24 protein-coding genes are annotated in these 25,583 nt (G+C 45.2%); 12 read left to right on the top strand and 12 right to left on the bottom strand.

Annotated features, from left to right (window positions below):
* Nucleotides 1-32 precede the first annotated feature (32 nt).
* Nucleotides 33-572: a 5' nucleotidase, NT5C type gene (locus ABQ275_RS22970; RefSeq protein WP_349315477.1), complete on the bottom strand. Its 540-nt coding sequence runs from the start codon at nt 570-572 to the stop codon at nt 33-35.
* 83 nt (nt 573-655) lie between these two features.
* Between ABQ275_RS22970 and ABQ275_RS22965 the strand changes: the two genes are divergently transcribed.
* Nucleotides 656-1,402 (top strand): DeoR/GlpR family DNA-binding transcription regulator, encoded by a 747-nt coding sequence (locus tag ABQ275_RS22965; protein WP_349315476.1) that lies wholly within the window; start codon nt 656-658, stop codon nt 1,400-1,402.
* Nucleotides 1,403-1,428: 26 nt separating this feature from the next.
* Entirely contained in the window at nt 1,429-2,592 is a 1,164-nt protein-coding gene (locus tag ABQ275_RS22960) for an MFS transporter (RefSeq protein WP_349315475.1), read from the top strand.
* Here ABQ275_RS22960 and ABQ275_RS22955 read toward each other — a convergent pair.
* The 3 genes from ABQ275_RS22955 to ABQ275_RS22945 form a co-directional block, all read right to left on the bottom strand.
* Nucleotides 2,587-3,249: a hypothetical protein gene (locus tag ABQ275_RS22955; protein ID WP_349315474.1), complete on the bottom strand. Its 663-nt coding sequence runs from the start codon at nt 3,247-3,249 to the stop codon at nt 2,587-2,589. The genes ABQ275_RS22960 and ABQ275_RS22955 overlap by 6 nt on opposite strands.
* A gap of 14 nt (nt 3,250-3,263) precedes the next feature.
* Nucleotides 3,264-4,190: a DUF692 family multinuclear iron-containing protein gene (locus ABQ275_RS22950; RefSeq protein ID WP_349315473.1), complete on the bottom strand. Its 927-nt coding sequence runs from the start codon at nt 4,188-4,190 to the stop codon at nt 3,264-3,266.
* Nucleotides 4,191-4,253: 63 nt separating this feature from the next.
* Nucleotides 4,254-4,508 (bottom strand): hypothetical protein, encoded by a 255-nt coding sequence (locus tag ABQ275_RS22945; RefSeq protein WP_349315472.1) that lies wholly within the window; start codon nt 4,506-4,508, stop codon nt 4,254-4,256.
* A 437-nt stretch (nt 4,509-4,945) separates the two neighbouring features.
* Here ABQ275_RS22945 and carB point away from each other — a divergent pair, with 437 nt between their 5' ends.
* The 5 genes from carB to ABQ275_RS22920 all read left to right on the top strand — a co-directional run bounded on the left by carB (nt 4,946) and on the right by ABQ275_RS22920 (nt 13,531).
* Nucleotides 4,946-7,762 carry a carbamoyl-phosphate synthase large subunit gene (gene carB / locus ABQ275_RS22940; RefSeq protein WP_349315471.1) on the top strand — a complete coding sequence of 939 codons (2,817 nt, stop codon included), beginning with the start codon at nt 4,946-4,948 and terminating at the stop codon, nt 7,760-7,762.
* 447 nt (nt 7,763-8,209) lie between these two features.
* Nucleotides 8,210-10,306 carry a ComEC/Rec2 family competence protein gene (locus tag ABQ275_RS22935; protein WP_349315470.1) on the top strand — a complete coding sequence of 699 codons (2,097 nt, stop codon included), beginning with the start codon at nt 8,210-8,212 and terminating at the stop codon, nt 10,304-10,306.
* 12 nt (nt 10,307-10,318) lie between these two features.
* Complete coding sequence (gene purH, locus ABQ275_RS22930; protein ID WP_349315469.1) at nt 10,319-11,833, top strand: bifunctional phosphoribosylaminoimidazolecarboxamide formyltransferase/IMP cyclohydrolase; 1,515 nt, start codon at nt 10,319-10,321, stop codon at nt 11,831-11,833.
* Between the two features lie 107 nt (nt 11,834-11,940).
* Nucleotides 11,941-12,519 carry a sigma-70 family RNA polymerase sigma factor gene (locus tag ABQ275_RS22925; RefSeq protein WP_349315468.1) on the top strand — a complete coding sequence of 193 codons (579 nt, stop codon included), beginning with the start codon at nt 11,941-11,943 and terminating at the stop codon, nt 12,517-12,519.
* Nucleotides 12,512-13,531 (top strand): energy transducer TonB, encoded by a 1,020-nt coding sequence (locus ABQ275_RS22920; RefSeq protein ID WP_349315467.1) that lies wholly within the window; start codon nt 12,512-12,514, stop codon nt 13,529-13,531. Before ABQ275_RS22925 ends, ABQ275_RS22920 begins: the two co-directional genes overlap by 8 nt.
* Here ABQ275_RS22920 and ABQ275_RS22915 read toward each other — a convergent pair.
* The 6 genes from ABQ275_RS22915 to mutY all read right to left on the bottom strand — a co-directional run bounded on the left by ABQ275_RS22915 (nt 13,528) and on the right by mutY (nt 19,443).
* On the bottom strand, nt 13,528-14,907 hold the full coding sequence (locus ABQ275_RS22915; protein WP_349315466.1) for a LutB/LldF family L-lactate oxidation iron-sulfur protein: 1,380 nt from the start codon (nt 14,905-14,907) through the stop codon (nt 13,528-13,530). The genes ABQ275_RS22920 and ABQ275_RS22915 overlap by 4 nt on opposite strands.
* Nucleotides 14,908-14,970: 63 nt before the next feature.
* Nucleotides 14,971-15,540, bottom strand: a complete 570-nt coding sequence (locus tag ABQ275_RS22910) for a DUF3109 family protein (protein ID WP_349315465.1) — start codon at nt 15,538-15,540, stop codon at nt 14,971-14,973.
* A 75-nt stretch (nt 15,541-15,615) separates the two neighbouring features.
* A complete protein-coding gene (gene gldD / locus ABQ275_RS22905) occupies nt 15,616-16,215 on the bottom strand; it encodes a gliding motility lipoprotein GldD (protein ID WP_349315464.1) in 600 nt (199 codons plus the stop codon).
* Nucleotides 16,216-16,237: 22 nt separating this feature from the next.
* Nucleotides 16,238-17,539: a gliding motility-associated protein GldE gene (gene gldE, locus ABQ275_RS22900; protein WP_349318806.1), complete on the bottom strand. Its 1,302-nt coding sequence runs from the start codon at nt 17,537-17,539 to the stop codon at nt 16,238-16,240.
* 172 nt (nt 17,540-17,711) lie between these two features.
* Nucleotides 17,712-18,170, bottom strand: coding sequence for a single-stranded DNA-binding protein (locus ABQ275_RS22895; protein WP_349315463.1), 459 nt, complete (start codon nt 18,168-18,170; stop codon nt 17,712-17,714).
* Nucleotides 18,171-18,369: 199 nt separating this feature from the next.
* Nucleotides 18,370-19,443 (bottom strand): A/G-specific adenine glycosylase, encoded by a 1,074-nt coding sequence (gene mutY / locus ABQ275_RS22890; RefSeq protein ID WP_349315462.1) that lies wholly within the window; start codon nt 19,441-19,443, stop codon nt 18,370-18,372.
* A 220-nt stretch (nt 19,444-19,663) separates the two neighbouring features.
* Between mutY and ABQ275_RS22885 the strand changes: the two genes are divergently transcribed.
* The 4 genes from ABQ275_RS22885 to ABQ275_RS22870 all read left to right on the top strand — a co-directional run bounded on the left by ABQ275_RS22885 (nt 19,664) and on the right by ABQ275_RS22870 (nt 22,832).
* Complete coding sequence (locus tag ABQ275_RS22885) at nt 19,664-19,951, top strand: HU family DNA-binding protein (RefSeq protein ID WP_073084475.1); 288 nt, start codon at nt 19,664-19,666, stop codon at nt 19,949-19,951.
* A 25-nt stretch (nt 19,952-19,976) separates the two neighbouring features.
* Nucleotides 19,977-20,819, top strand: coding sequence for a tetratricopeptide repeat protein (locus ABQ275_RS22880; protein WP_349315461.1), 843 nt, complete (start codon nt 19,977-19,979; stop codon nt 20,817-20,819).
* Between the two features lie 37 nt (nt 20,820-20,856).
* Nucleotides 20,857-20,952 carry an AURKAIP1/COX24 domain-containing protein gene (locus ABQ275_RS22875; protein ID WP_225889701.1) on the top strand — a complete coding sequence of 32 codons (96 nt, stop codon included), beginning with the start codon at nt 20,857-20,859 and terminating at the stop codon, nt 20,950-20,952.
* Between the two features lie 329 nt (nt 20,953-21,281).
* Complete coding sequence (locus ABQ275_RS22870) at nt 21,282-22,832, top strand: Rne/Rng family ribonuclease (RefSeq protein ID WP_349315460.1); 1,551 nt, start codon at nt 21,282-21,284, stop codon at nt 22,830-22,832.
* A 117-nt stretch (nt 22,833-22,949) separates the two neighbouring features.
* Here ABQ275_RS22870 and ABQ275_RS22865 read toward each other — a convergent pair whose 3' ends face one another.
* Nucleotides 22,950-23,273 carry a cupin domain-containing protein gene (locus ABQ275_RS22865; RefSeq protein WP_349315459.1) on the bottom strand — a complete coding sequence of 108 codons (324 nt, stop codon included), beginning with the start codon at nt 23,271-23,273 and terminating at the stop codon, nt 22,950-22,952.
* A gap of 165 nt (nt 23,274-23,438) precedes the next feature.
* Between ABQ275_RS22865 and ABQ275_RS22860 the strand changes: the two genes are divergently transcribed.
* On the top strand, nt 23,439-25,112 hold the full coding sequence (locus tag ABQ275_RS22860; RefSeq protein WP_349315458.1) for a L,D-transpeptidase family protein: 1,674 nt from the start codon (nt 23,439-23,441) through the stop codon (nt 25,110-25,112).
* A 58-nt stretch (nt 25,113-25,170) separates the two neighbouring features.
* On the opposite strand, the gene ABQ275_RS22855 is transcribed toward ABQ275_RS22860, so the two are convergent.
* Nucleotides 25,171-25,551, bottom strand: coding sequence for a RidA family protein (locus ABQ275_RS22855; RefSeq protein ID WP_349315457.1), 381 nt, complete (start codon nt 25,549-25,551; stop codon nt 25,171-25,173).
* Nucleotides 25,552-25,583 lie beyond the last annotated feature (32 nt).

The raw sequence follows: 25,583 nt of genomic DNA, 5'->3' as shown, positions 1-25,583 counted from the left end.
GATGCCGTTTATAATTGCCATGTTCCACGCTGTTACACATTTGCCACTCCTTTCAGTGCAAATACTTCTGCTACTTCTTCCCAATTATTTACCCGTTTGTAATCTGTCAGGTTCGTATTATGCGGAGCGGTGAACAATAATTTTTCCCCATTAAAATGCCGGAGGTTCTTATCGTAGTCATCTATCATGTAATCCGCGTCAATAATGGTTTTAGAGCCGCAGAATACAATGTTATGCCAGCTGATAAAAGGAAAGTGTTCATTCAGCCACTCGAGCTTTTCAGCCAGTGAGAGCGGAAACTCCATCGCTGCAGATACAATAAAGATCTCGTGCTGCGCGGCTAATGCTTTAATTACTTCCTGGCTGCCGGGCATTACAGGCGCTGTTCTGAAAAAACCGGGGGTATTTAAAAAAAGACGGACCGCACCTTTTTCGGGGAAAGCACTGCCTTCCGGAAGTCCGTTTAATGTGGCCGGATCAATGCTTACACCATATTCGTTTTCATAATATTTCAGATAATGCTGCGTTATATCTGCCATTACATTATCCATATCGATTGCTATTCTTGCCATATTTTGCTGTTTATTGCAAAGTTATGCTGTTTCTCGCAAATTATTGCAAATTATTTCATAATATTGCAGAAAATAGCATAAGCATGTTAAAAGAGGAAAGGCTGGATTATATCCTTAAAAAGCTGCAAACGGATCAGAAAGTACTTCAAACAGAACTGAGCAGCGACTTACAGGTATCGGAAGATACGGTGCGCCGCGACCTGGAAGTATTGGCACAAAGCGGGCAACTGATCAAAGTCAGGGGCGGCGCTATTCCTCATTCTCCCAATCCCTACAGTTTTAAAGAGCGTATCCGCTATCATGAAGATGATAAGAAACATATTGCCCGCAAGGCGTTGTCATTCCTGCATGACGGACAAACGATCATTATCGATGGGGGTACATCTACCTTAACACTCGTTCAACTCTTCCCACCAAATCTTCATCTTACGGTTGTCACAAATAGTGTTCCCATTGTAGCGCAGCTCATAGAGCATCCCGTTATAGAGGTGGTGTTCACCGGTGGGCGTATCGGCAAGGATTCGCAGACAGCCGGCGGAATGGATACGATCAATATGCTCCGGAAAGTGCATGCGGATCTGTGTTTCCTGGGTATTTGCAGTCTGCATCCGGATGCGGGTGTAACAGGGCTGGACCTCGGCGAAGCGGATGTAAAAAGTGTGATGGTGGAATCGGCCAATAAAACGATAGCACTGGCTACAAGCGATAAAATGGGCACTGCCGAACCATATAAAGTATGTGAAATTACAGGACTGGATACCATCATTACTGATAATCCGGATCTGCCTTCTCTTAAACCATATGTTGACCTGGGGATACAGGTTATTTAACTACTATCATTTTTATTCAAAAAGAGATGTTACAGGAATTGTCGGTGGACATTGTTCATAAAAGAAACGCCCGGATATCCCGGATAGCGGTGAGTGCTTTGTTTTTTCTTTCAGGGTTATGTTTTGCCAGCTGGGCATCCCGTATTCCTGATATACAGCAGGCATTGGGATTGAATGATGCCGGTTTGGGTAGTGTTTTACTGGCGTTGCCGGTAGGATCTATTATATCATTGCCGGTGGCTGGTATGCTGGTATCCAGGTTTGGCAGTAAGCAGGTGCTGATCATCGCGGCAACGGCTTATGGGGCTTTGTTGCCGCTACTGGGGCTTGCTACAGCACCCTGGGAATTGATCATGATCCTCGTGTTTTTTGGCTTCTTCGGTAATCTGACCAACATCGCGATGAATACACAGGCAGTGGCGGTGGAAGCCATGTACGGACGCTCTATCATGGCCTCTTTTCACGGACTATGGAGCGTGGCCGGTTTTACCGGTGCTGCCATTGGTACTGCCATGAACGGATTGCACATCTCTATTGTATATCATTTTCTGCTGATCACGGCTATCGCCTGGACAATCATCCTGCTGGCAATGCGGCGCATTGTTCCGCACGATACCAATTTGCAGGCCAACCAGCCTATGTTTGCGCGGCCAGATATGTTTTTGCTGACACTGGGTATTATCGCCATGTGCTCTATGATCTGCGAGGGTACTATGTTTGACTGGAGCGGGGTCTATTTCAGAAGAGTGGTGCAGGTAAGGGATGGCTTGTCTGGTGCAGGATACGCCGCATTTATGAGTACGATGGCTGCAGGACGTTTTGTGGCAGACAAGATTACAACGAAGCTTGGTGTAAAAAAGATGTTACTGATCAGTGGTATCCTGACCGCTACGGGGTTGATGATAGCAGTAATTTTCCCTTACTTCATTAGTGCAACACTGGGCTTTATGCTGGTGGGCGCCGGTGTTTCAGCGGTAGTGCCACTTATCTACAGTGCTGCCGGAAAGTCAAAGGTATTATCGCCGGGAATGGCGCTGGCAACGGTTTCTACTATCGGTTACCTCGGTTTTTTATTCGGGCCGCCGTTAATAGGATTTGTTGCGCAGGCTACCAGTCTCGCCGTTTCTTTTACTATGATTGCCTTGATGGGGGCCGCCATTGCCGTGATGTCTGCCCGCATAAAATTATAGGTCGTTCAACGCCACTGCTTCTGCAAATTGAGGCAGTGTGCTGAACACCATTTCTTCTTCCCGGTAATCTATCACCAGTAAATAGCTGCCCGTACTATCCATGAATGCCGGTACCTGCATGTTGGAAAGCTCGTAGAGCAAGGGTTCCGGCTCATGATCAAAGGGTACGGTCCTGATCAGCGGATGCAGTGATCCGGTGTGATCTTCTTCCCGCAACAACTTTTCCCGGGGCAGAAACTTCAATTCATTGATGGCAGTTTCCATTGCCAGGATCTCCCGCAGGTAAGGGTGCTGTATAGATTCGTCCCTTATTTTCCCTTGGAGAAATGCGGCAAATAGTTCAATCTCCTTTTTAAATTGCAGGTCAGATCTGTTGAAGGTTTGCCAGAATTCTTCTGCCAGCGGTACCAGTTGTGGGCCCAGCAGCAAACAGGTATATGGCAGCATGGTGTAAATAGGCGTGATCCTGTTTACCCGGTATAACGTGCAGCTCACAGACATTCCTTTTTGAAATACAGCTGTTCGCAGCCGCATCCGCTCCATCAGTGTAAGGTCGTACGGGGCGAAGGTGCTGTTAGGATTGTGCCGCGCTGCTACGCATAGTTGCGGGGAGGCGATGAGATCAGTGAGTGCCTGCTGAAATGATAACAGTGACATATGTTTGAGGTGTTTCAGGTATGATAATGGTTCCAGGCTTTTCTGGCCTTGTTTAATTCATGCGTGATACCGTCAAATTGCATAAGATGAAAATAGGACTCATGAAATTCGAACGTGATGCCGCATAAATTCGGAACTAACGGTAACGTATACTCGAGTAAGCTCCATACTGCCGGCGGACAAGGGCCCGCATGGGAATCCGTATACATACCACCCAGCTCATTGCCGCCTGCGATATGTATTTCAATTACTTTATCCAGTTCCAGTTGCCTGATAAAATCCATGGGATCGAAGCCATGGTTGACAGCATTGGTATAAACATTATGAATGTCCAGCAGCAGCCCGCAGGAGGTTTCGTTGGAGAGTTCATTCAGGAAGCTGGTTTCAGATAATTCCTGATCAGGAAGATCTATAAAATAAACATTGTTTTCTACCAGGAAAGGCGTGTCTATACTGCGTTTGATAGCATTGATACGCCCTGCAATCATATCCAGTACTTCGTAATCATAGGGTACCGGAACAGCCAGTCCTGCGTTGTGGTCCTGGTGTTGGTCGTTGTGTACTTTTACAAACGACAGATGATCGCTGTGCCATTTAAATTTAAACTGCTGATGCCATTCCTGCATTTTTTGCAGATAGGCACTGTCAAAGATGCCTGCGCTTCCCAGCGAATAAGAGATGTTGTGGGATGTTAACGGATACTGTGCCGCCAGTTTGTGGAGTACTTTTATCCAGGACTCTATTTCTTCAAACCTGGATGGGTGGTTGCTTCCATGGTCTGTCCAGAACATGTCGGGGATAATTTCCACATAATCGCAGTAGCCTGGATATGCTTCCAGGTAAAATTCCAGGGATGGATTGTACAACAGGCCTATTCCCAGTTTAGGAATTGTTTTATCATAAAGATGACCTACAGTGGCCGGAGATAAAATTTGTGGCATGTAAGAAAGGTTTAAGCACCGCCCGGCCCAGGCTATTCCGGAGTAGGACGGTGTGGGAAGAGATTAGTGACCGAGGCTGCCTGTTTCTTTGATAGTAGCCATTTTGTCCAGGTCTACCCGGATCACATTTTCCAGTTGCTCCCGGATGTTGAAATGTACGCCCGACAGGCAGGCCTGGCAACCACGGGGATTAATTTTAGTGCCCAGTTGTTTGTGAACGAATGCCTGTAGTTTATTAAGATCTTCCATTTTGGTGCCTTTGGGCACAGTGAGGTCAACATGACCATCAGTTCCGTAATGAACTTCAGCAGTACGCATGACAATTAATTTTTGGGGGTTTATAAAAGTATTCAGAGAACAGATAAGCATCTTCCCTGTATGCAGGGCTTTGGTTGTTGTGCCAGTCTCTTTGGGGTATTCGTGCAATATCCTTTACTACGGAGATTAAAGTTAGGATAATATAGGGAGATGAAGAAACGTATTTATACGCGAAATAAGGTGTGTATTTAACCCTTTTCAAACGGATATTTTTTATGTTGAAAATTTACCAGATGCAGGAAGATATTTTTGTTTGAATTTTTCATTTCAAACACTTGTTTTTCATTAAGAAAGTTTATCATATCAGGGTTTCAGGAATGCTTTTTAAAAATTAATTGTGGAAGGAATACTGAAATCCCGTAACTTCGCACGATTTTTTTGTTCCCTGAAACGGCATTAAAATCAATTTGGTTTTTCATTTTCAATAGATTACACAAATGCCAAAAGACACATCTATCAAATCTGTACTCATTATCGGTTCTGGACCCATTATTATTGGTCAGGCTTGCGAATTCGACTATTCCGGTTCCCAGGCAGCACGTTCGCTGCGGGAAGAAGGGATAAAAGTGATATTGATTAATTCCAACCCGGCTACCATCATGACGGATCCAATGATGGCCGATAAGGTTTATTTGCTTCCATTGACGGTGGAAAGCATTGAGCAGATCCTGGAAGAAAACCAGATAGATGCCGTATTACCTACTATGGGCGGCCAAACTGCGCTGAACCTTTGTAAAGAAGTAGACGAGCTGGGAATCTGGGAGAAATATAATGTACGCCTGATTGGGGTAGACATTAAAGCCATTGACAAAGCAGAAGACCGCGAACAGTTCCGCCAGTGGATGATTCAGCTGGGCATACCTGTGGCACCTGCCAGAACTGCCAACTCCTTCCTGGAAGGAAAAGAGTTTGCACAGGAAATCGGATTTCCATTGGTAATCCGTCCTTCTTTTACACTGGGTGGTACCGGCGGTGGATTCGTACACAGCAAAGATGACCTGGACGAAGCCCTGGACCGTGGTTTGAAAGCTTCTCCCATTCACGAAGTACTGGTAGAAAAAGCCGTACTCGGATGGAAGGAATTCGAACTGGAACTGCTGCGTGATAAGAATGATAACGTAGTTATCATCTGTACAGTAGAAAACCTGGACCCTATGGGGATCCATACAGGAGACTCCATCACAGTGGCGCCAGCCATGACCCTGAGCGATACCGCTTTCCAGGACATGCGTAACAAAGCGATGATGATGATGCGGGATCTCGGCAACTTTGCCGGTGGTTGTAACGTACAGTTTTCCCTTAACCCGGAAAATGAAGAACTGATCGCGATTGAAATCAATCCGCGTGTAAGCCGTTCTTCTGCGCTGGCATCCAAAGCTACCGGTTACCCGATCGCTAAGATTGCAGCTAAACTGGCCATAGGCTATACATTGGACGAGCTGGAAAATCAGATCACCCAAACAACTTCTGCTTTCTTTGAACCTGCATTAGATTATGTGATCGTAAAAATGCCACGCTGGAACTTCGATAAGTTCAAGGGTGCTGATGATACATTAGGATTGCAGATGAAATCTGTAGGTGAAGTAATGGCCATTGGCCGTACTTTCCCCGAAGCCTTGCAGAAGGCCTGCCAGAGCCTCGAAAACGATGCACTCGGTTTGGGTTACTATGGTAAGTCATTGATGAAGAGCGAACAACTGGTAGAGAAATTAAAACGTCCTACCTGGGATCGTATCTTCCGTATCAAAGATGCTTTGATGGCGGGCGTATCTGTAAAACATATTCATCAGCTTACCTATATCGACCGCTGGTTCCTGCACCAGATACAGGATATCGTAAACCTGGAGAAACAACTCCTGGAATATGACCTGGCAACAGTGCCGGTTGATATGCTGAGAGATGCCAAGAAAATGGGCTTCTCAGATGCACAGTTGTCTATCCTGTTTGGTGATTGCGAAGAAGATGAAGTATATGCAAAACGTAAAGAACTCAACATCAGACGTACCTTCAAAATGGTAGATACCTGTAGTGCGGAGTTTGAAGCGAAAACACCTTACTTCTATTCTACCTTCGATACAGAAAACGAAAGTATCGTTACAGATAAGAAAAAGATCATTGTACTGGGTTCCGGTCCTAATAGGATTGGCCAGGGTATAGAGTTTGACTACTGCTGTACACACGGATTACAGGCTATCCAGGATTGCGGATACGAAGCGATCATGGTGAACTGTAACCCGGAAACGGTTTCTACTGATTTCGACATGGCCGATAAACTTTATTTCGAGCCGGTGTTCTGGGAAAACCTGTGGGAAATCATTGAGCTGGAAAAACCAGAAGGGGTGATTGTACAGCTGGGCGGACAAACAGCATTGAAACTGGCCAAGCGCCTGGAAGAGAAAGGTGTGAAGATCATCGGTACATCTTTCGATAACATGGACATCGCAGAAGATCGCGGTCGTTTCTCCGACCTGCTGAAAGAGCTGGGTATTCCTTATCCAAATTACGGCACTGCCTATAATACAGACGATGCTATCGAAGTTGCCAAAGAAGTAGGTTATCCGGTATTGGTGCGTCCTTCTTATGTACTGGGCGGACAACGTATGCGTATCGTGATCAACGAGGAAGAACTGGAAGAATCAGTATTGAGCCTGCTGCGCCATTTGCCGGGCAACAAAATATTGATCGACCACTTCCTGGATCGTTGCCAGGAAGCAGAGATCGATGGTATTTTTGATGGCACTGACTTCCATGTAATGGGTGTTATGGAGCATATTGAACCAGCCGGTATTCACAGTGGAGACAGCCATGCATTACTGCCGGCTTTCAATCTTTCACCGATTGAAGTTACCACTATGGAATACTACGCTGAAAAGATTGCCCGCGCCCTGAATATCTGTGGTTTGATCAATATCCAATTCGCTATTAAAGACGGAAATGTATATGTGATAGAAGCGAATCCACGTGCATCCCGTACCACACCATTCATCGCCAAGGCTTACCAGGTGCCTTACCTGAACATCGCTACCAAAGTGATGATCGGCGCCAATAAGCTGAAGGACTTTACAATTGAAAAGAAACTGACTGGTTTTGCAATCAAGGAACCGGTATTTTCCTTCAATAAGTTCCCTGGTGTGAACAAGGAGCTCGGACCTGAAATGAAATCAACGGGTGAAGCCATCCGCTTTATCAAAGATTTGCGTGATCCTTACTTCAGACAGCTGTTTAAGGAGAAGAGCATGTATTTGAGTAAATAAAAATACACTTTACGAATAACGGAGTTGTGGGTACTGCCTGCAACTCCGTTTTTATTTTTTAATGGGGTATCCCTGAAATAAACAGAGCCTGATAAATATCAGGCTCCTTCTTTTCCCTCAAAATAACCATTAAAGACACGACTATTGAATCTTGATTCGATACAAATAGCGTGACCGGTAATGCATTTTACAAATAATATTATATTTAAAGAAGATGTTAACTAATCAATAACAGATGCGAATATTTATAATATTAAATAAACTGATCTTTATATATTTACGTAATTCTTCGTGAAATCGCCATCACCGGTAAAGCCATCATGCAGCACATCGGCTGAATTGGGAACTGCATCAGGGGAAGCTTGCGGCAACTGCTTTTTGAACGGGTTGATCCGATTGTTACTATGGGTAATTTATTAACTTAGGATTGTTTAAAAGTTAACCCACATGCAGTTTGAATCATCCGTGTTTGTATCCACGCGCTGGAAGCGTGTGCCCTTTCTTCGTTTGATAGTGCCTTTAATGGCTGGCATTACCGCACAATTATATCTTTCTTTTTCACTGGTGATGTTACTTACGGTCATCACCCTGATGATGGCTGGTGGGTTATTGTTCCGCTTTCTGCCTGTCCGGTACCGGTTTGCGCAGGCTCATCTGGCAGGGATCCTGTTATTTGCGGGGATGTTTTGCGCCGGCAGCCTGTTGTTATATTCGGCTGATCTGCGCCACCAGAAAGGATATTTCGCACCTGTTATGAACAACAGCTCCCGGTTGTTGCTGCGTATAGCGGCGCCATTGGAAGAAAAGCCCCGTTCCCTGAAAACTACCGCTACAGTGATAGCCTTGTCTAAGGGTGGACATATAGTGCCCGTTAAAGGGCACTTACTGGTGTATTTTAGCAGGGATTCCATATCGGCGGGGTTGGTGTATGGAGATCGGATATTGGTGGCTAAAAAGCCCGCATTGATCAAAAACAGTGGTAACCCCGGTTCTTTTGATTACCGGCAGTACTGTGCTACCAGGCAGATCTATCACCAGCTTTTTCTGCGGCCGGAAGATTACTGCATGCTTCCGGGGCGGGATGCGGGTATCATTAACCGCTTTTTGTTGCAGGCGAGAAATTACTGCCTGGAAAACCTGAAAAAATATATTGGCGAAGGCCCGGAGGCGGGTATGGCAGAAGCGTTGCTGATAGGCTACCGGCAGGATCTTGACAAAGAGGTAGTGCAAAGCTACAGCAACACCGGTATTGTACACATCATTGCCATCTCCGGTATGCACCTGGCGTTGTTGTATGGAACATTGTTATGGCTCCTGCAATGGCTGCCCGCCCACCGGGTTACCGATATCGGAAAAGCGGTGATCGTGTTACTGATCTTATGGGGCTTTGCATTGCTGACAGGTGCTTCGGCGTCTGTACTGCGTTCTGCGGTCATGTTCACGGGCATTACCCTGGGACGTTTTGTATTGAATCGTCATAGCAGTATTTACAATACCCTGGCGGCTTCTGCTTTCCTGCTGTTGTGTTATGACCCCTACCTGTTGATGGATGCGGGTTTTCAGCTTTCCTACCTGGCAGTACTCAGCATCCTGTTGTTTTATCAGCCTATCTACAAAAAATTCCAGTCCGATAAAAAATGGCTGGACCTGTTGTGGCAAATGACAGCGTTATCACTTGCTGCACAGCTACTCACGCTACCGGTAAGTATCTTTTATTTTCATCAGTTTCCGAATTACTTTATACCGGCCAACCTGATAGCAGTGCCGTTGTCTACAATAGTGATCTATGCAGAAATTGTACTACTGTTCCTGGCGCCTTTCCCTTTACTGGCGCAGTGGGTGGGACTGGGCATCAAGTATCTCATCCTGGCCATGAACAACAGTGTTGGGTGGCTGGGAGCTTTGCCCTATGCGGTGATCAAAGATCTTCCGCTGGGTATTGGTCAGACGATTTTCTTATATCTTTTCATAGCCGGTGTGGCGCTTTGGCTGCTGCTCAGGTGGAAGCAGGGCGTGTGGCTGGCTTTCATCGGCTGCTGGTGTTGTCTGGCTGGTCATGTGTGGTGGGTGATGGGGTGCAGGGCGCAGAAAAAGATGATCATCTACAACGTGCCCGCCTATACGGCCATCGATTTTGTGGAAGGGCAGCAGGTGCAGTTTGCAGGGGATGATACCATTTGGCGGTTACCCATAGGTCAACAGCTGCTGGCTTCGCGTCAGCTCCTGGGTGTACATCCGGCGAAGCCGGCTACTTTTCAACAATACGGGCATTATATCCGTTTTCAGGGGAAACAGCTGGTGATTATAGACAGTGCGTTGCCGGCAGGATCTCCCGGAAAAAAATTCTTTGCAGATTATATTTTAATTACCCGCAATCCCAGGCTGAACATCAGGCGGCTGACAGATTTATACGATTGTAATACCATCATTTTTGCCGCTTCTAATTCGCCCGGCAGGATCCGGCAATGGAAAAGTGATTGTTACGCGTTAACTTTGCGCTGCTTTTCGGTTCCAGACCAGGGAGCCTATGTTATTAATTTCTAATGTTTTCCATTCATGCAAAAGCAAATTAAATCAGCATTGATCTCCGTTTTCTATAAAGATAACCTGGAGAACATTGTTAAAAAGTTAGGTGAACAAGGTGTGACCATCTATTCTACCGGCGGTACACAAAAATTTATTGAGGAATTGGGTGTTTCCTGCGTGGCTGTAGAAGACCTCACGGCTTATCCTTCCATTTTGGGCGGACGCGTTAAAACCCTCCATCCTAAAGTATTTGGTGGTATCCTCGCCCGGCGCGGAAATCCGCAGGACCTGGAGCAGCTGAAGGAATACCAGATCCCGGAAATAGACCTCGTGATCGTTGACCTCTACCCGTTTGAAGAAACGGTAAAGAGCACCAGTGAAGAACAGACCATCATTGAAAAGATAGACATAGGTGGGGTATCCCTGATCCGCGCTGCCGGCAAGAACTTTAAAGATGTGCTGATCGTTGCATCTAAAGATCAGTATGCCGACCTGGAAAAAGTATTAACGGAAAGTAAGGGTACTACTACCTTAGAGGATCGCAGAAGCTTTGCTGCCAAAGCATTTGAAGTATGCGCTCACTACGATGTAGCCATTTCCCAATACTTCCTGAATAATGAGCCGGGCGCTAATTTTCAGCTCTCTGTTCCGGAAGGCCAGGTAAACCGTTATGGCGAAAACCCGCACCAACGTGGTGTTTTCTACGGTAACCTGAACGAAATATTCAACAAACTCCATGGCAAGGAACTGTCTTTCAACAACCTGGTAGATGTAGATGCTGCCTGTCAGCTGATCCAGGAGTTTACCGACACTACTTTTGCGGTGATCAAACATACCAACGTTTGCGGGATTGCTACCCGTTCTACGCTGAAAGAAGCCTGGGATGCTGCTTTGGCAGGTGATAAGGAAAGTGCTTTTGGCGGTGTACTGGTTTGCAATAAAACAGTAGACAAAACCACGGCGGAATCTATCAGTGAAATATTCTTTGAAATACTGATTGCGCCCGGATTTGATGCGGATGCACTGGTTGTATTACAAGCGAAGAAGAACCGTATCTTACTGGAACAAAAGCAACCTGTGAAGAGCAAATACATGTTCAAAAATGTATTGAATGGGGTACTGTTGCAGGATAGTGACAACGGTAACTATAAAGAGTGGAATGATGTAGGTGCGCACCCGGCTACACCGGCAGAAAAGGCGGACCTGGAATTTGCCAACATCGTTTGCAAGCACCTGAAATCAAACGCTATCGCCCTGGTAAAAGACAAGCAGCTGGTAGGTAAAGGTTGTGGTCAGACTTCCCGCATTGATGCCCTGCGTCATGCGATTGAAAAAGCCGGACAGTTTAACTTTGAGCTGAAAGGCGCGGTGATGGCTTCTGATGCCTTCTTCCCGTTTGATGATTGCGTACGTATTGCCAACGAACAGGGTATCACGGCGATCATTCAGCCGGGCGGCTCCGTTCGCGACAACGACTCCATTGAATTCTGCAAACAACACGATATGGTGATGGTAATGACCGGTATGAGACATTTCCGTCATTAATTTTTGAGAAGAACGATTTATATTATATTGCCCTGTAAAGACAATCATTGCACATCATGACATTGCCTTACAGGGCAATGTTGTTTTAAAACCACGGATTTATCAGTTTGGAATTTATTCGTCAAAATATCATGCAGGATGCAGCGGATGCCGATTTGATCCGGGAGTATAAAGCTACCGGCAAACTGGACTACCTGGCTGCGCTATATCAAAGGTATATCAACCTCGTGTATGGAGTATGTCTGCAATATTTTGATGAAGAAGCCAGTAAGGATGCTGTGATGCTGATTTTCGAGGAACTGATCACTAAGTTGAAACAGCACGAGGTACAAAACTTTAAAAGCTGGCTACATGTGCTGTCACGCAACCATTGCCTGATGAAGCTGCGCGCCATGAAGAATAAGGAATCGCTGCATGTATCAGTAGATGAGTACCCCCTTATGGAAAACGGAGAAACGGGGCATCATGACAACGGAATTACGCTGGAGGACAACCTCCAATCCATGGAAAAATGCCTGGAAACCTTACCGGAAGAGCAGAAGCGCAGCGTGGACCTGTTTTACCTGAAAGAAAAAAGCTACCGCGAGGTGTGCGTGATTACGGGATACGAAATGAACAAGGTGAAAAGCTATATACAGAATGGAAAGCGTAACCTGAAAATATGTATGGAACAACAACATGCCTGACAAGGAACCACATAAAAAAGTAATGGTAAGCGCCGAACTCATACGCCAATACCTGGCGGGTGAGCTGGATGATAAAGCTATGCATGCCCTGGAACGCCAGGCACTGGACGACCCGTTCCTGGCTGATGCGTTGGAAGGGTACGCCATGCATGCGCCGGATCAGCAGGAACACCAGGATGATCTTACTGCCCGCCTGGCTGCCCGTGTGGCACCTGGCAAAGCAGTTGTGCGTCCTATGTATTACCGCCGTGCCGCTGCTGCCGCCATCCTGTTGTTGATGATCACTGGTGGCTGGTTCCTGCTGAACCAGCAAAACAGCAAAGCACCTATTGCAAAGATGGATATTCCGCCGTCCGCCTTACAGGATACGGCGGTATCGCAGGTATTGTCGGAACATGCCGCTGCGCCGGCAACCAATACAATTAAGCCCGCCGCTCCCGAATTGGAGACGAAGCAGGTACCTGCTATAGCTGCCAAGAAAGATAAACAGCCTGCAGCCAGTCAGCCCGAAGCTGCTGTTGATGAAGTAGCACCGCCGGTGGCTGCCAACAGGAGAAAGATTGAACCATCTTTGGAACCTGCGCCAGCTCTGGCATCGGCCAGCCCTACGGCCATGAAAAGGTTCTCCGCCGATAGCAACATGGCTGCCCGGTCAGAAAGAGAAACCGTTGCTTTCAGCGGAAAAATGGCAAATAAATCCGTGATGATGAAAGCAGATGTACAAAGAGATGAGGAGCGTGTGTCGCCTGTAGGAGGATTTATTGCTTTCGAAAAATATCTTCATGACCATACCGTAAATCCCGATAATAAATTTACTGGTACTGTTCGTATATCCTTTACCGTGATGCCCGACAGCTCATTGCAGGATATTAAAGTTGTCAACAGTTTGAATGCCGCCTGCGATGCGGAAGCCATCCGGGTGCTCAGAGAAGGTCCGGCATGGACACCGGCTACAGACGGTAAGCCCGCCAAAGCAACAGTAAACGTATTATTTAAAGTAAAGGAAGATTAGTGTTTATTTCTCTCTTTCCATTGCTGGTTAAAGGATTTGGCGGCAAATACGGGTAACTCGCGGTTATCTCCCCAACTTTTCGCAAAAAATCTTTTCAACAGGAAATTCTTCATCTTACCGCTGGCCATATTCATCATTTTGCGGCTATTGCAGCCCTGTTTCCAGGCAAACCAGGCAAATTTTTCCCCACCGGAAGTGAAATTCTCTTCCACTGCTTTCTGCCGGTTGTGCAGCAGTAATTCGTGCAGGTTAATACGCACAGGACATACTTCTGTACAGTTGCCACAAAGAGAAGAGGCGAAACTGAGATGCATATACGAATCCATCCCTTGCAGATGTGGTGTGATCACGGCGCCGATAGGACCGCTATAAGTAGTGGCGTAGCTGTGACCACCAATATTTTTATATACAGGGCATGCGTTGAGACAGGCGCCGCAACGGATACAGTAAAGACTTTCGCGTGCGGTGGTGTCTTTCAGGATATTGGTACGGCCGTTATCCATCAGTATTACATACATTTCTTCCGGTCCGTCTATTTCACCTTCTTTGCGTGGGCCGCTAAAGATAGAGTTGTAGACAGTGATCTGCTGACCGGTACCATAGGTGGCCAGCAGCGGCCAGAAAAGCGCCAGGTCGCTCACGGAAGGCAGCATCTTTTCAATGCCTACCAATACGATATGCGTTTTGGGGAAAGCCGTGCTGAGACGGGCATTACCTTCATTTTCAGTGACTGCAACAGAGCCGGTATCGGCTATAATGAAGTTGGCGCCGGTGATGCCAATTTCGGCTTCCAGGTATTTCTGACGCAGCTTTTCCCGTGCAACGAGTGTTAGTTGTTCCGGGGTAAGATCAGGGGGCGTACCGAGTTTTTCTGTAAACAGGCGGGCTACATCTTCCTTGCTTTTGTGCATGGCCGGTGTAACAATATGATAAGGCGGTTCGCCATCCAGTTGTTGTATATATTCACCCAGATCTGTTTCCACGCATTCAATACCATTGTCTGCCAGGAATGAGTTGAGGTGTACTTCTTCCGTAGCCATAGACTTGCTCTTCACAATACTTTTGCATTGTTTGGCTTTACAGATGGCGAGAATTTCCTGTTGAACCTGTTCAGCTGTTTCTGCCCAGATGACTTTACCACCACGTTTGGTGAAGTTGGTTTCAAATTCTTCCAGGTGATTATCCAGGTGTTCAATAGCTCTCCACTTAATGTTCTTGGCTCTTTCGCGTGCGCCGGGGAGGTCCGTAAACTGGTGCTTACCGGCTTTTACAGCTGTATTGTATTTACCGATATTAAAATTTATAGTCTGACGGTGACTAAGATCCGACGCTTTCTTTTCACTTTCGTCCAGAAAAGTGGAGGCTGTTTGATGCATAAGCGAACAATAATTCCTGAGTAAAGATAACTAACAAGTGAAGAAATTACGATTCGTAATTCCTCATTTATATTGTTTAGTTGCAATTTTATCTAGCACTTCATAAAATTCCGTGCCGTATTTTCTGATCAGTGCATCTTTCAGGAAGCGATATACGGGAACATGCAATGTTTTACCGTTTTTACAAGCTGGTTTACAAACATCCCAGCGGTCATAGTTCACAGCCTCAAAAGATTCATATTTCTTAATCCTGATAGGGTAGAGATGACAGGAAACCGGCTTTTTAAAATCGGTTACACCGTCGTTGTATGCTTTTTCTATGCCGCAACCAACAATTCCATTGGGGTCTATGGTGGCATAGGCGCAAATGCCTTTATTCACGATAGGGGTAACGTAGCCGTATTCGTCGTCGGTGGTATTGGTACCGGTTTTCTCTATTTCTTCGATGCCCTCTTTCCTCAGGTAGGATTTGATCTGCGGATATATTTTTTTCAGCGTTTTTACTTCTGCTTTATCCAGTGGGGCGCCACAATCGCCTGCCACACAGCAGGCTCCTTTGCAGGCCGACAGATTGCATACGAATTGCTCTTCAATTACCTCGTCACTTATGTATTTATCGTCAATGATGATCATCCGGATTATTCTTTTGTCTGTTGTACATAGTAAACAGACGATCTTTTAAGACCACAAAGTTAGGGGATTACGCGCTTATCTCCAGCGGAGGGTTTCTACGAGATGCCACATATCCTGTTCCAGGAACTGATTGGCCGGCGCCAGGGAGTCTGCTTTGGGGGAAGCATCGAAATAGAGGGCTCCCCGGAGGAAATGTTTTACCGAATCGGTGGCAAAGAACTGCTTGGCAGAAGCGGCGTTGCCGCCTACTTCGTAGAAAGTACCGCTTACATTGTTGGCCGTGTGGATCTTGTTTTCATCAATATATTCGGCCTTGTAAGTGTGTTTGTAAGTCATTTTAAAGGCATCATCCACCAGTTTCTGGAAGTTGTTGTTTTTGCCGATAATTTTATAGCTCAGATAGATTTTACCATGTAGAGAAGGGAAATCGATATTGATCCAGTACGGGTTTTCGGGTTTTTCACCGAAGAAGGAGGTGTCTTTTACCACGTCTGCATATACCGGGTATTCAAAAGTGTAAGGATATCCGGGCATGTCGAAGAGGCGATATTTTTTTTCCGGGAATTTTACCTGGAAATATCCTCTTGGCTTCGGCGTGTAGGTATTATCACAGGCGGCGAGCAATAATATCAGCAGGGAAAAAAGGGCGATAGCCTTTCCTTTTAAATTTGGCATTTTACTATTCACATTTGCTGGCTTATGCCTGATCTGCGGCATCGGGCCTGATGGTTACCTGTACTTTCTGAATGCGCATTTTGGTCACCTCCAGTACAGTGAAATCGTAGTTGTTGTAATTGATAACGCTGTTTTCCTCCGGAAATTTTCCGGCCAGTTCAAGTATTAAGCCACCGAGGGAGTCGCTTTCACCTTTTACGGTTTCAAAGGTATCCGGAGAGATGTTGATGATACGGCAAACGTCGTTTAGCATGGTTTTCCCTTCAAATACGTAGGTAAAGTTATCTAACTTATTATAGTTGAATTCTTCTTCGTCAAACTCATCTTTAATATCGCCGATCACTTCTTCCATGATATCTTCCAGGGTAACAATACCGGAGGTACCGCCAAATTCATCTACTACTACTGCGAAGTGCATTCTTCTGCTCTGGAATTCGGCGAGGAGGTCTTCGATCAGTTTGTGACCATGTACAAAAAAGGGCTGGCGCATTACTTCGTGCCAGTCGAATGTGTTGCCTTTCTGCAGGTGGGGCAGGAGATCTTTGGTGTGGATGACGCCCACAATGCTGTCCAGATTGCCTTTGTAAACGGGCAGGCGGGAGTAGTGGAGGTCGGCCACCCGTTTGATGACATCTTCAAAAGAGCTGTCGTATTCCATGCCATTCACGTCCAGGCGGCCGCGCATGATCTGTTTTACGGTGATATTGCCAAATTTAAGGATGCCTTTGAGAATATTTTTTTCTTCCTGGGAAGCGGTAGGGTCTACACTCATTTCTATGGCCTCGTCAATTTCCTGGTAGTTTACCGGTCCGCTGCCGCGGTGGAACAGTTTGGCTTCAATGCTGCCGCTGATGCCAACGAAAAAGTCACTGACAGGCTCCAGCGTTGCGTGGATAAGGCTGACCAGCCAGGCGAAGTAGGTGGCAAAGCGGATATTGTTCTGTGCGGCCCATACGCGGGGGAGTATTTGTCCGAAGAACAGCAATACGAGGCATATGAGGGCGATGCGCACCACAAAAGACACGACCGGCAGTGTTTGCAGGTCTTCCATTTGTGTTACCAGGTAATTGGTGATCATGATAAAGGCGATCATCAACAATATACCGGCTGTTTGTAGAGAGGCCAGGAGTGATTTTGGCTTTTCCAGCAATTTAGTGATGAGTTTGCCTGATGCGTTTTGCCGGGTTTTAAGCACATTCAGATCCTTGTAGTTCAGGGAAAAGAAGGCTACTTCTGCACCGGCAACGATGAAGGTGAGCAGCAGTAGAACAAAAAGAACAAGTAGGAATACCACCATATTCGGTGCGGCAATGGGTGTATTCACTTGTAACAAACAGGAAAAATTGCTTGCCGAGAGGATCTCCAAGATATTTAACTTTGATGTAATAAATCAAAAATAAGGGAATTATAATTCATGGAACTGCCTTCCCTGCACGCAAATATAAGTAATGTCCCATTACGGGATTACCTACTTTAAAACTAATATCTCTATACAACTAAAAGGGCAGATCGTCTGCAGGCTCATTCAATGAAGGGGGAATTTCCATATTCGGGAAACTTTCTCCAGAGGAAGCACCTGAACTGCTGTGGTGAGGTACGGGGTGGTCTGTATTATTGAGGTCCATGCGTTTATCCAGCATAACCAGGTTGTCGCCTACAACTTCGGTAGCAAATTTCTTATTGCCTTCCTTGTCTTCCCAGCTGCGGGTGCGCAAACGACCTTCAATATATACCAGGCTGCCTTTGTGCAGGTATTTCTGCGCCAGCTCTGCCAGTCCACGCCAGAGTACTACTGTGTGCCATTCCGTTTGTGAAATCAGCTTACCAGCCCTGTCCTTGAATGTTTCGGTGGTAGCCAGCGAAAATTTTGCCACTGCTATATTTCCTTCCAGAAACTGTACATCCGGGTCTCTGCCTAAATTGCCTATCAAGATTACTTTATTAACACCTCTCATAGTTGTAGGTTTTTTTTGCCTATTGTTAAAATGTTCTTCTTTTAATGAATAAACAACCTTCTTAAAGTTAATATTTTTTTCCAATCGATAGGGAAAAATTTCTTACTGGCAGCAGGTTGAGCCGGTTTACAGATCCGGCTTATAAGATTCTGGTATGTTAGTCGTTAATATATATTATAATAATTATATGCGTCAGGTATCAGAATAATTGCAGGCTTTTACTTTGGAGGAAGGTGGTGATTGTTTTTGGGAAAGCGTATTTAGGCAGCAGCTTCCGGGATACAAGCAGGTAGTCTTTTACCTGTAGTGGCTTTTCCACAGCAAGGGTAACGAACTGACTATGAATGGTTTGATGCGTGAGTTGCTGTTTGGCAGGCGCCGCAATATTTACAACTGTAAAAGGGGTATGCTGAAAGATCTCTTTGAAAGCATCGGTGGCCTGTAATAGTGTAAAGTCCAGCGGGGCAGCGGTTTCTATCAATATAAACTCGTGCAGGTTTTGCCAGATATCGCTTTCTGTTCTTTTACGGATGTAGATCTCCTCGTTAAAGGTTACCAGCAGGTAATTAAAATATCTTTTTTTGATCTGCAGTTTTTTTGATTTGATGGGAAGTAATGATACGAGCTGTTGCTGCCGGGCGATACATTTCCTGTTCAGCGGGCATTCCTGGCAAAGTGGTTGCTGTGGTTTGCATACAATGGCGCCAAAATCCATAATGCTTTGATTATAAGGAGCTGACTGGTCCGGAGGCAGGAGTTCCATGGCCAGTTCGCCGAATTGTTTTTTGCCGGCGGTGCTGTCGATAGGCGTTTCAATGCCAAAGAACCTGGATAGTACCCGGTATACGTTTCCATCCAGTACGGCGTATGGCAGATTAAAGGCGAAGGATGCTATGGCCGCGGCCGTGTAGGGACCAATGCCTTTCAATGCTTTGATCTGTTCGTATTCACGGGGGAAGACGCCTTTATAGATGTTGGTAATTTCGCGGGCGGCTGCGAGCATATTTTTACAGCGGGCATAATAGCCCAGGCCCTGCCAGAGACGGAATACTTCTTCTTCGGGGGCTGTAGCGAGTTTTTGTACCGTAGGGTAGTGTGTTATAAATCTTTCATAGTACGGTAAGCCTTGCTCTACGCGGGTTTGCTGTAGTATAATTTCGGATAGCCATATACGGTAGGGATCTTTTTCGCCTTTCCAGGGCATGCTGCGGGTATTCACTTCCCGGTTCCATTCCAGTAATTTTTCAGTAAAAAAAAGTCGGGAAGCTATCATTTATATATTATTTTAATAAAATTATTTAGTATATTGATATGGCAAAAGCTGTGCAAAAACCCTATATGGTATACCAGTTACCCATTTCCGGGCTTGCAAATAAATATAAATTATTCCCAAAACAGGTATAATGAAAAATAATAAAATTTATTTGCTTAAAATTCAGCAATTAAAATTTTTTAAATTAACTTTGAGAGTAAAGTAATCCTCTCTCTTTCATATGAGAAAAGCTGATTTAATTAACAACATTGCTGAAAAAACCGGCATCCCCAAAGTAGATGTTTTAGTCACTCTTGAGGCCATGTTTAAAGAGGTGAAAGAAGCCCTGGCTAATGGAGAACATATTTACATCCGCGGGTTTGGCAGTTTTATCACAAAGAAAAGGGCCGCCAAAATTGGCCGCAACATCAAGAAGAACGTGGCTGTGGAGATTCCGGAGCACTTTATTCCTGCATTCAAACCTTCGAAAGAATTTGTTGCTGAGGTAAAGAAGCTTAAAAGTTCTTAGTTTTGCAGCCTAATATTATTAGGCCATGCAAAAATCACAAGTTCTTCTGGTTAGTGCTGCTATAGCATTATTGGTGGTATTATATGCCTTCGGCCGTACTGTGCCCAAGTCTGAAAAACAGGCTATGTCAACTGCCGCTCCTATGCAGGGCGGTCAGGCCGTAGAACCTATTGCCTTTTCCGAATTACTGGAAACAGCAAAGGGTAAAATTCCTGCTGAAAAACTTTTATTGGTTAATACAATAGAAACCAATGTGGTACGCGGTGACGTGAAAGCCCAGCAAATAGCTGCGTACAAACAATTGTATTCGACCTGGGACAGCCTTAACCAGCTGCCCGTAGCGGCGTATTATCTCGGAGAAGCCGCCAAGTTGGAAAATTCCGAAAAAAGCCTCACCTTTGCAGCCAATTTATTTTTAGCTCACTTGCAGCATGCGGCAGAGCCGCGGATCGCAAAATGGGAAGCCGATCAGGCAATTGCACTATTTGATCAGGCTATAAAATTAAACCCGGCCAACGACACACTGAAAATATCACAGGCTATGGTGTACATGAACACCGGTGAACCGATGACAGGTGTTGGAAAGCTGAGAGAAGTAGTGGCTGCAAACCCGGATAACATCGATGCACAGGTTACTTTAGCAAACCTCGCTATCACATCCGGTCAATATGATAAAGCTATCGAACGACTGGAAGATGTTATGAAAAAGCATCCGGAGAATGCCAAAGTATTATTTGTTTTGGCAGAATCGTACAGGAGTAAGGGAGATAAAAAGAAAGCAATTGAATTGTTTGAGAAAAGCAAACAGCTCATGACCGATCCGGAATTGAAGAAGGAAGTAGATAGTTATATTAAAAGTATTCAATAATATTTATTTTTTCAATCATTTAAAAACGTATAAGCGTATGCCTTGCGGTAAGAAAAGAAAAAGACATAAGATTGCCACTCATAAGCGTAAAAAAAGACTGAGAAAGAACCGGCATAAAAGTAAGAAGAAATAATTACTCCAGTTTCCCGCCATTTATACTAATCAGGTATTGCCCCGGCGCGGTGGTCGGATAAAAATTTTCATATATCCTGCATGATTCTGGCATTTAGTCTTAAATTGCTTGAGTCATGCAGGTTGTTTCCATAGATCCCGCAATTTAAATTCTCCGGAGATTGCCTGTCGTGATCGCTGAACCCTTGAGCAATCCATCATCACATCGGTGAAGAATATGCTAACTTTATAGTAGGCTATTGTTTGGTATGCAGTAAGCAGTAAGCTGTTCTTGGATAGCTGTGTGTATAGCATAAAAGGTGAAGTTTTAAAGGTTAAAATTTTGGACGCTTGAATAAGGAACTTATTATAAATGCGGCACCCACAGGAGTGGAAATTGCGTTGCTGGAAGATAAAAAGTTAGTGGAGTTACACCACGAAAGTGGCAACCCTAACTTTGCAGTCGGCGATTTATACCTGGGCAAGGTTAAAAAGCTGATTCCCGGCTTAAACGCTGCTTTTGTGGACGTAGGCTTCGAAAAAGATGCCTTTTTACATTACACGGATCTCAGCCCCTATATCCGTTCTATTCTTAAATTTACTGCAACCGCCATCAGCGATAAAACCCCTGAAGGATTTGATTTCACTAAGTTTAAAAATGAAACAGAAATAGTAAAGACCGGTAAAATTACAGATGTGTTGGGCGGAAAACCCAATATCCTCGTACAAATTCTGAAAGAACCCATTTCTTCCAAAGGCCCCCGCCTGAGCTGTGAAATCTCTTTACCCGGAAGGTTTATCGTGTTAACACCCTTTAATGACATTGTTGCAGTTTCAAAAAAAATCCACTCTTCCGAGGAAAGAAAAAGATTACAGAAAATAGTTGAGGCCATCAAGACACCTAACTTTGGTGTAATTGTACGAACGGCAGCAGAAGGAAAGAGAACAGCAGAACTACACGAAGATCTTACCACACTCGTTCAAACCTGGAAAAATATCCAGGCAAACCTGAGCGGCGGCGTAGCCCCGCAAAAGATCCTGAGCGAGCAAACCAAAACAACCAGCATCCTCCGCGACCTGCTCAACGAAAGCTTCAACCGGATCGTTATTAACGACAAAAACATCTACACGGATACCAAAACATATATCCAGAAGATTGCACCTGAAAAGCAGGATATCGTTAACTACTATAACAACGGATCACCCATCTTCGATAACTTCGGTATTACCCGTCAGGTAAAGGCGTCATTCGGTAAAACCGTGAACCTCGATAGCGGCGTGTACCTGATCATTGAAGCTACGGAAGCACTACACGTAGTTGATGTAAACAGTGGCTACAAAAGCTCCAGCAACAACCAGGAACAGAATGCCCTGGCATCCAACCTGGAAGCCGCCGGCGAAATAGCCCGCCAGCTACGGCTGCGCGACCTCGGAGGGATTATTATTATCGACTTCATTGATATGAAACTGCCTGAGAATAAAAAGACAGTTTTTGAAGCAATGGAGAAGTTCATGGCACAGGACAGGGCCAAACATACCATTCTCCCCATCTCCAAATTCGGTCTCATGCAAATTACCCGTCAGCGGGTAAAACCTGAGATCACGATTTCTGTTGCGGAAGATTGCCCTACCTGCAAAGGAACCGGCAAAATAGGTGCTTCCATGCTTATCCTGGAAGATATTGAGAAGAACCTGCTGTATCTCCTCAATCACCAGCACAAAGGGTTAACCATCCGGGTACACCCCATCCTGTACGCTTATCTTACTAAAGGCTTCTTCTCCTCCAAACAATGGAAATGGTATTTCCATTACAAGAAATGGATCAAACTGAAAGCGGATAACAATTATCATCTTACAGAATACCGCTTCTTTGATGCCAATGACGAAGAAATAAAGCTCTAAAATATTGGGTTATTTTTTGATTTACGAATTTAGGGATTTAAAATGCAGCGAAGATCTACGCAAAACCTTCGCTGCATTTTAAATCCCTAAATTCGTAAATCAAAAAATAACCCAATCCTATCTGTAGTCCTCTCTTACCGGGCAAAAGCTGTCTATCAGTTTACAATCTTTTACCGCCCGGCCACCATGAAGGGCATTAGGCGGAATTACCAGCGTATCATGTTGCAGTAATTCATACTTCACCCCATCTATTTCCATTTCAAATATTCCTGCTGCTACATAAGTGATCTGCTCATGCGGATGCTGATGCATGGGCGATATGGCGCCTTCGCTGATCTCCCAGAAAGCAAGCGTACTCCGCTCTCCATGAACGAAACGGCCGTAATGGCCGGCAACTGTATTTTTTACCGGCAGGTTGTTTAAGGCAACGGGCTTTGTCATATCCGTAATGATTTTGATCTTCCCAAGATAGTACGTGAAATAGTTTTTAACAACCCCTTGCGGTATAAGTATATATATTTCATACATTTATGGCCGTTATACGGCTTGCTCCCAGGCTGTATATGTTGTGTTTGTTTTCAGTTATAAAATACATCCATTACGCTTATGACTATACGTCTTTACGCCTCATTCACCTTACTGGCCCTGTTTATTTTTGCTGCCTGCCAGCAGCAAAGCGGTGTTCGGAAGCAGCCGAAAGCCAGAGATACCACTCATTACAGCAAGGAAGAATACATTGAACAATCGCTGGACAGCAACTACGTGAACAGCTTTCTGTCCGCAAATCATGCATACGATGCATATGATGAATATATTCAGAACTTCTACCGCAAACGCGGTTATCACTATGCATGGATTAATAAGGATGGGTTGACAGAACAGGCAGGCAACTTCATAAATATGATGAAGAACGATGCCGCCTATGGCATCAGGGATAGCAGCCTGATGAACCCTGCACTGCAAAAATTGACAGACACCCTGCTGGTGAGCGATGTAGGATTAAAGCCAGGAGATACTTCCATTCCACGTCTTGAAATGCTGCTCACTGCACAGTTTTTTGCCTATGGCAATAAAGTGTGGGGCGGTCTTACCGCCGATTCTGCCAAAGACCTGGAATGGTTTATTCCACGGAAGAAAATAGATATGGCCAGCCTGCTGGACTCTATGGTCAATAAAAAATCCAATGCTTTTGAAGAAGACGAGCCGGTAAACAGGCAATACAAATTACTGCGCAACGAACTGAAAAGACTGGCTAACCTGGAAGCATCTACGAAATGGGATTCTATTAAAACCACCCAGAAAAGTTTTAAAAAGGGAGATTCCGCTGCTGTTATTGCGACGATTAAAAACAGGCTGGAAGCATGGGGTGATTTGCCGGGAACTGATACCAGTAGCCGGTTTACCGTGGAGTTGGATAGTGCGGTGCGCAACTTTCAACTGCGTATGGGCATGAAAGTAGATGGTCTTATTAAACAAAATGTATTGGATGCATTGAACACCCCGATAGCGCAACGGATCAGCCAGGTGCTGATAAATATGGAACGTTTACGCTGGGTGCCGCTGGAACCCACTACCGATTATATCCTGGTGAATATTCCCGAATTCAGAATGCATGTATACGATAAAGGTAAACTGGACTGGAGCTGTAATGTGGTAGTAGGAAAGCCGGGTGCTAACACGGTCATCTTCACCAAAGAGTTACGCTATGTAGTGTTTAGTCCATATTGGAATGTACCGCCGGGCATCCTGGCGAAAGAAGTATTGCCTGGCCTCAAACGCGGTGCCGGCAGCTATCTGGCAAGACAAAATATGGAAATAGTAGGCGCCAGCGGAAAGGTCATCTCTCCGGGTTCCATCAACTTTAATAAATATTCCGGTGGTAATTTTCCTTATATAGTACGGCAGCGTCCTGGTCCCAAAAATTCACTGGGTAAAGTGAAGTTCCTGTTTCCCAATGAGTATAATATTTACCTGCATGATACGCCTGCACGCTATCTTTTTGGAGAGAACAAACGTTCTTTCAGTCATGGCTGTATCAGGGTAGCAGAACCCAAGCATCTGGCAGAATGGCTGCTGCGTGATGATTCCACCTGGACAGAAAAGAAAATTGATGCTGCCATGAATGCCGGCAAAGAAAAATATGTGACGTTAAAAGAAAGGATTCCGGTATTTATAGGCTACTTCACGGCATTTGTAGATAGTAAAGGCAATCTGAATTTCCGGGATGATGTGTATGGCCATGATGCAAGGTTAGCCGCTACTTTGTTTGGAAAGAAATAAAATATATTGGTAGCCGGAGTTAGCCCCCGGCTACCAATACAATCACCTGCTTGCAGCATTATTTAGCTGCAATCACTGAAATCTCCACATTCACTCCTTTTGGTAATGCCGCTACCTGAACTGTTTCACGGGCAGGATAATTGTCGGTGAAATAGCTGCCATACACTTCATTTACCTGTGGAAAGGTGTTCATATCTGTGAGGAAGATGGTGGTTTTCACCACTTCATTAAAACCCATATCTGCTGCGGTGAGTACGGCCTGAATGTTTTTCATTACCTGGTGAGTTTCATCCGCTATACCCAATGTTACCAGTTGACCTGATGCAGGATCCAGGGCTATTTGTCCGGATACAAACAGCATATTGCCAGCTTTCACAGCCTGGTTATATGGCCCGATTGGAGCGGGCGCATTGGTTGTATTAATGATTTGCTTTTCCATGGAAACGAAAGTAAATAATAATTGAGAACACA

The sequence above is a fragment of the Chitinophaga sp. MM2321 genome, assembly GCF_964033635.1.
Taxonomy (GTDB): Bacteria; Bacteroidota; Bacteroidia; order Chitinophagales; family Chitinophagaceae; genus Chitinophaga.
The sequence above is the reverse complement of the archived record's forward strand: the minus strand, read 5'-3'. Positions and strand labels throughout refer to the sequence as shown.

Coding starts and splice junctions, on each gene's coding strand:
- ABQ275_RS22865 (WP_349315459.1), bottom strand. CDS start 23,273: ATGACAAAGCCCGTTGCCTTAAACAACCTGCCGGTAAAAAATACAGTT.
- carB (WP_349315471.1), top strand. CDS start 4,946: ATGCCAAAAGACACATCTATCAAATCTGTACTCATTATCGGTTCTGGA.
- ABQ275_RS22955 (WP_349315474.1), bottom strand. CDS start 3,249: ATGTCACTGTTATCATTTCAGCAGGCACTCACTGATCTCATCGCCTCC.
- ABQ275_RS22950 (WP_349315473.1), bottom strand. CDS start 4,190: ATGCCACAAATTTTATCTCCGGCCACTGTAGGTCATCTTTATGATAAA.
- ABQ275_RS22935 (WP_349315470.1), top strand. CDS start 8,210: ATGCAGTTTGAATCATCCGTGTTTGTATCCACGCGCTGGAAGCGTGTG.
- ABQ275_RS22880 (WP_349315461.1), top strand. CDS start 19,977: ATGCAAAAATCACAAGTTCTTCTGGTTAGTGCTGCTATAGCATTATTG.
- ABQ275_RS22855 (WP_349315457.1), bottom strand. CDS start 25,551: ATGGAAAAGCAAATCATTAATACAACCAATGCGCCCGCTCCAATCGGG.
- ABQ275_RS22960 (WP_349315475.1), top strand. CDS start 1,429: ATGTTACAGGAATTGTCGGTGGACATTGTTCATAAAAGAAACGCCCGG.
- ABQ275_RS22875 (WP_225889701.1), top strand. CDS start 20,857: ATGCCTTGCGGTAAGAAAAGAAAAAGACATAAGATTGCCACTCATAAG.
- gldD (WP_349315464.1), bottom strand. CDS start 16,215: ATGCCAAATTTAAAAGGAAAGGCTATCGCCCTTTTTTCCCTGCTGATA.
- ABQ275_RS22860 (WP_349315458.1), top strand. CDS start 23,439: ATGACTATACGTCTTTACGCCTCATTCACCTTACTGGCCCTGTTTATT.
- ABQ275_RS22945 (WP_349315472.1), bottom strand. CDS start 4,508: ATGCGTACTGCTGAAGTTCATTACGGAACTGATGGTCATGTTGACCTC.
- ABQ275_RS22910 (WP_349315465.1), bottom strand. CDS start 15,540: ATGATCATCATTGACGATAAATACATAAGTGACGAGGTAATTGAAGAG.
- ABQ275_RS22915 (WP_349315466.1), bottom strand. CDS start 14,907: ATGCATCAAACAGCCTCCACTTTTCTGGACGAAAGTGAAAAGAAAGCG.
- ABQ275_RS22965 (WP_349315476.1), top strand. CDS start 656: ATGTTAAAAGAGGAAAGGCTGGATTATATCCTTAAAAAGCTGCAAACG.
- mutY (WP_349315462.1), bottom strand. CDS start 19,443: ATGATAGCTTCCCGACTTTTTTTTACTGAAAAATTACTGGAATGGAAC.
- purH (WP_349315469.1), top strand. CDS start 10,319: ATGCAAAAGCAAATTAAATCAGCATTGATCTCCGTTTTCTATAAAGAT.
- ABQ275_RS22970 (WP_349315477.1), bottom strand. CDS start 572: ATGGCAAGAATAGCAATCGATATGGATAATGTAATGGCAGATATAACG.
- ABQ275_RS22885 (WP_073084475.1), top strand. CDS start 19,664: ATGAGAAAAGCTGATTTAATTAACAACATTGCTGAAAAAACCGGCATC.
- ABQ275_RS22895 (WP_349315463.1), bottom strand. CDS start 18,170: ATGAGAGGTGTTAATAAAGTAATCTTGATAGGCAATTTAGGCAGAGAC.
- ABQ275_RS22920 (WP_349315467.1), top strand. CDS start 12,512: ATGCCTGACAAGGAACCACATAAAAAAGTAATGGTAAGCGCCGAACTC.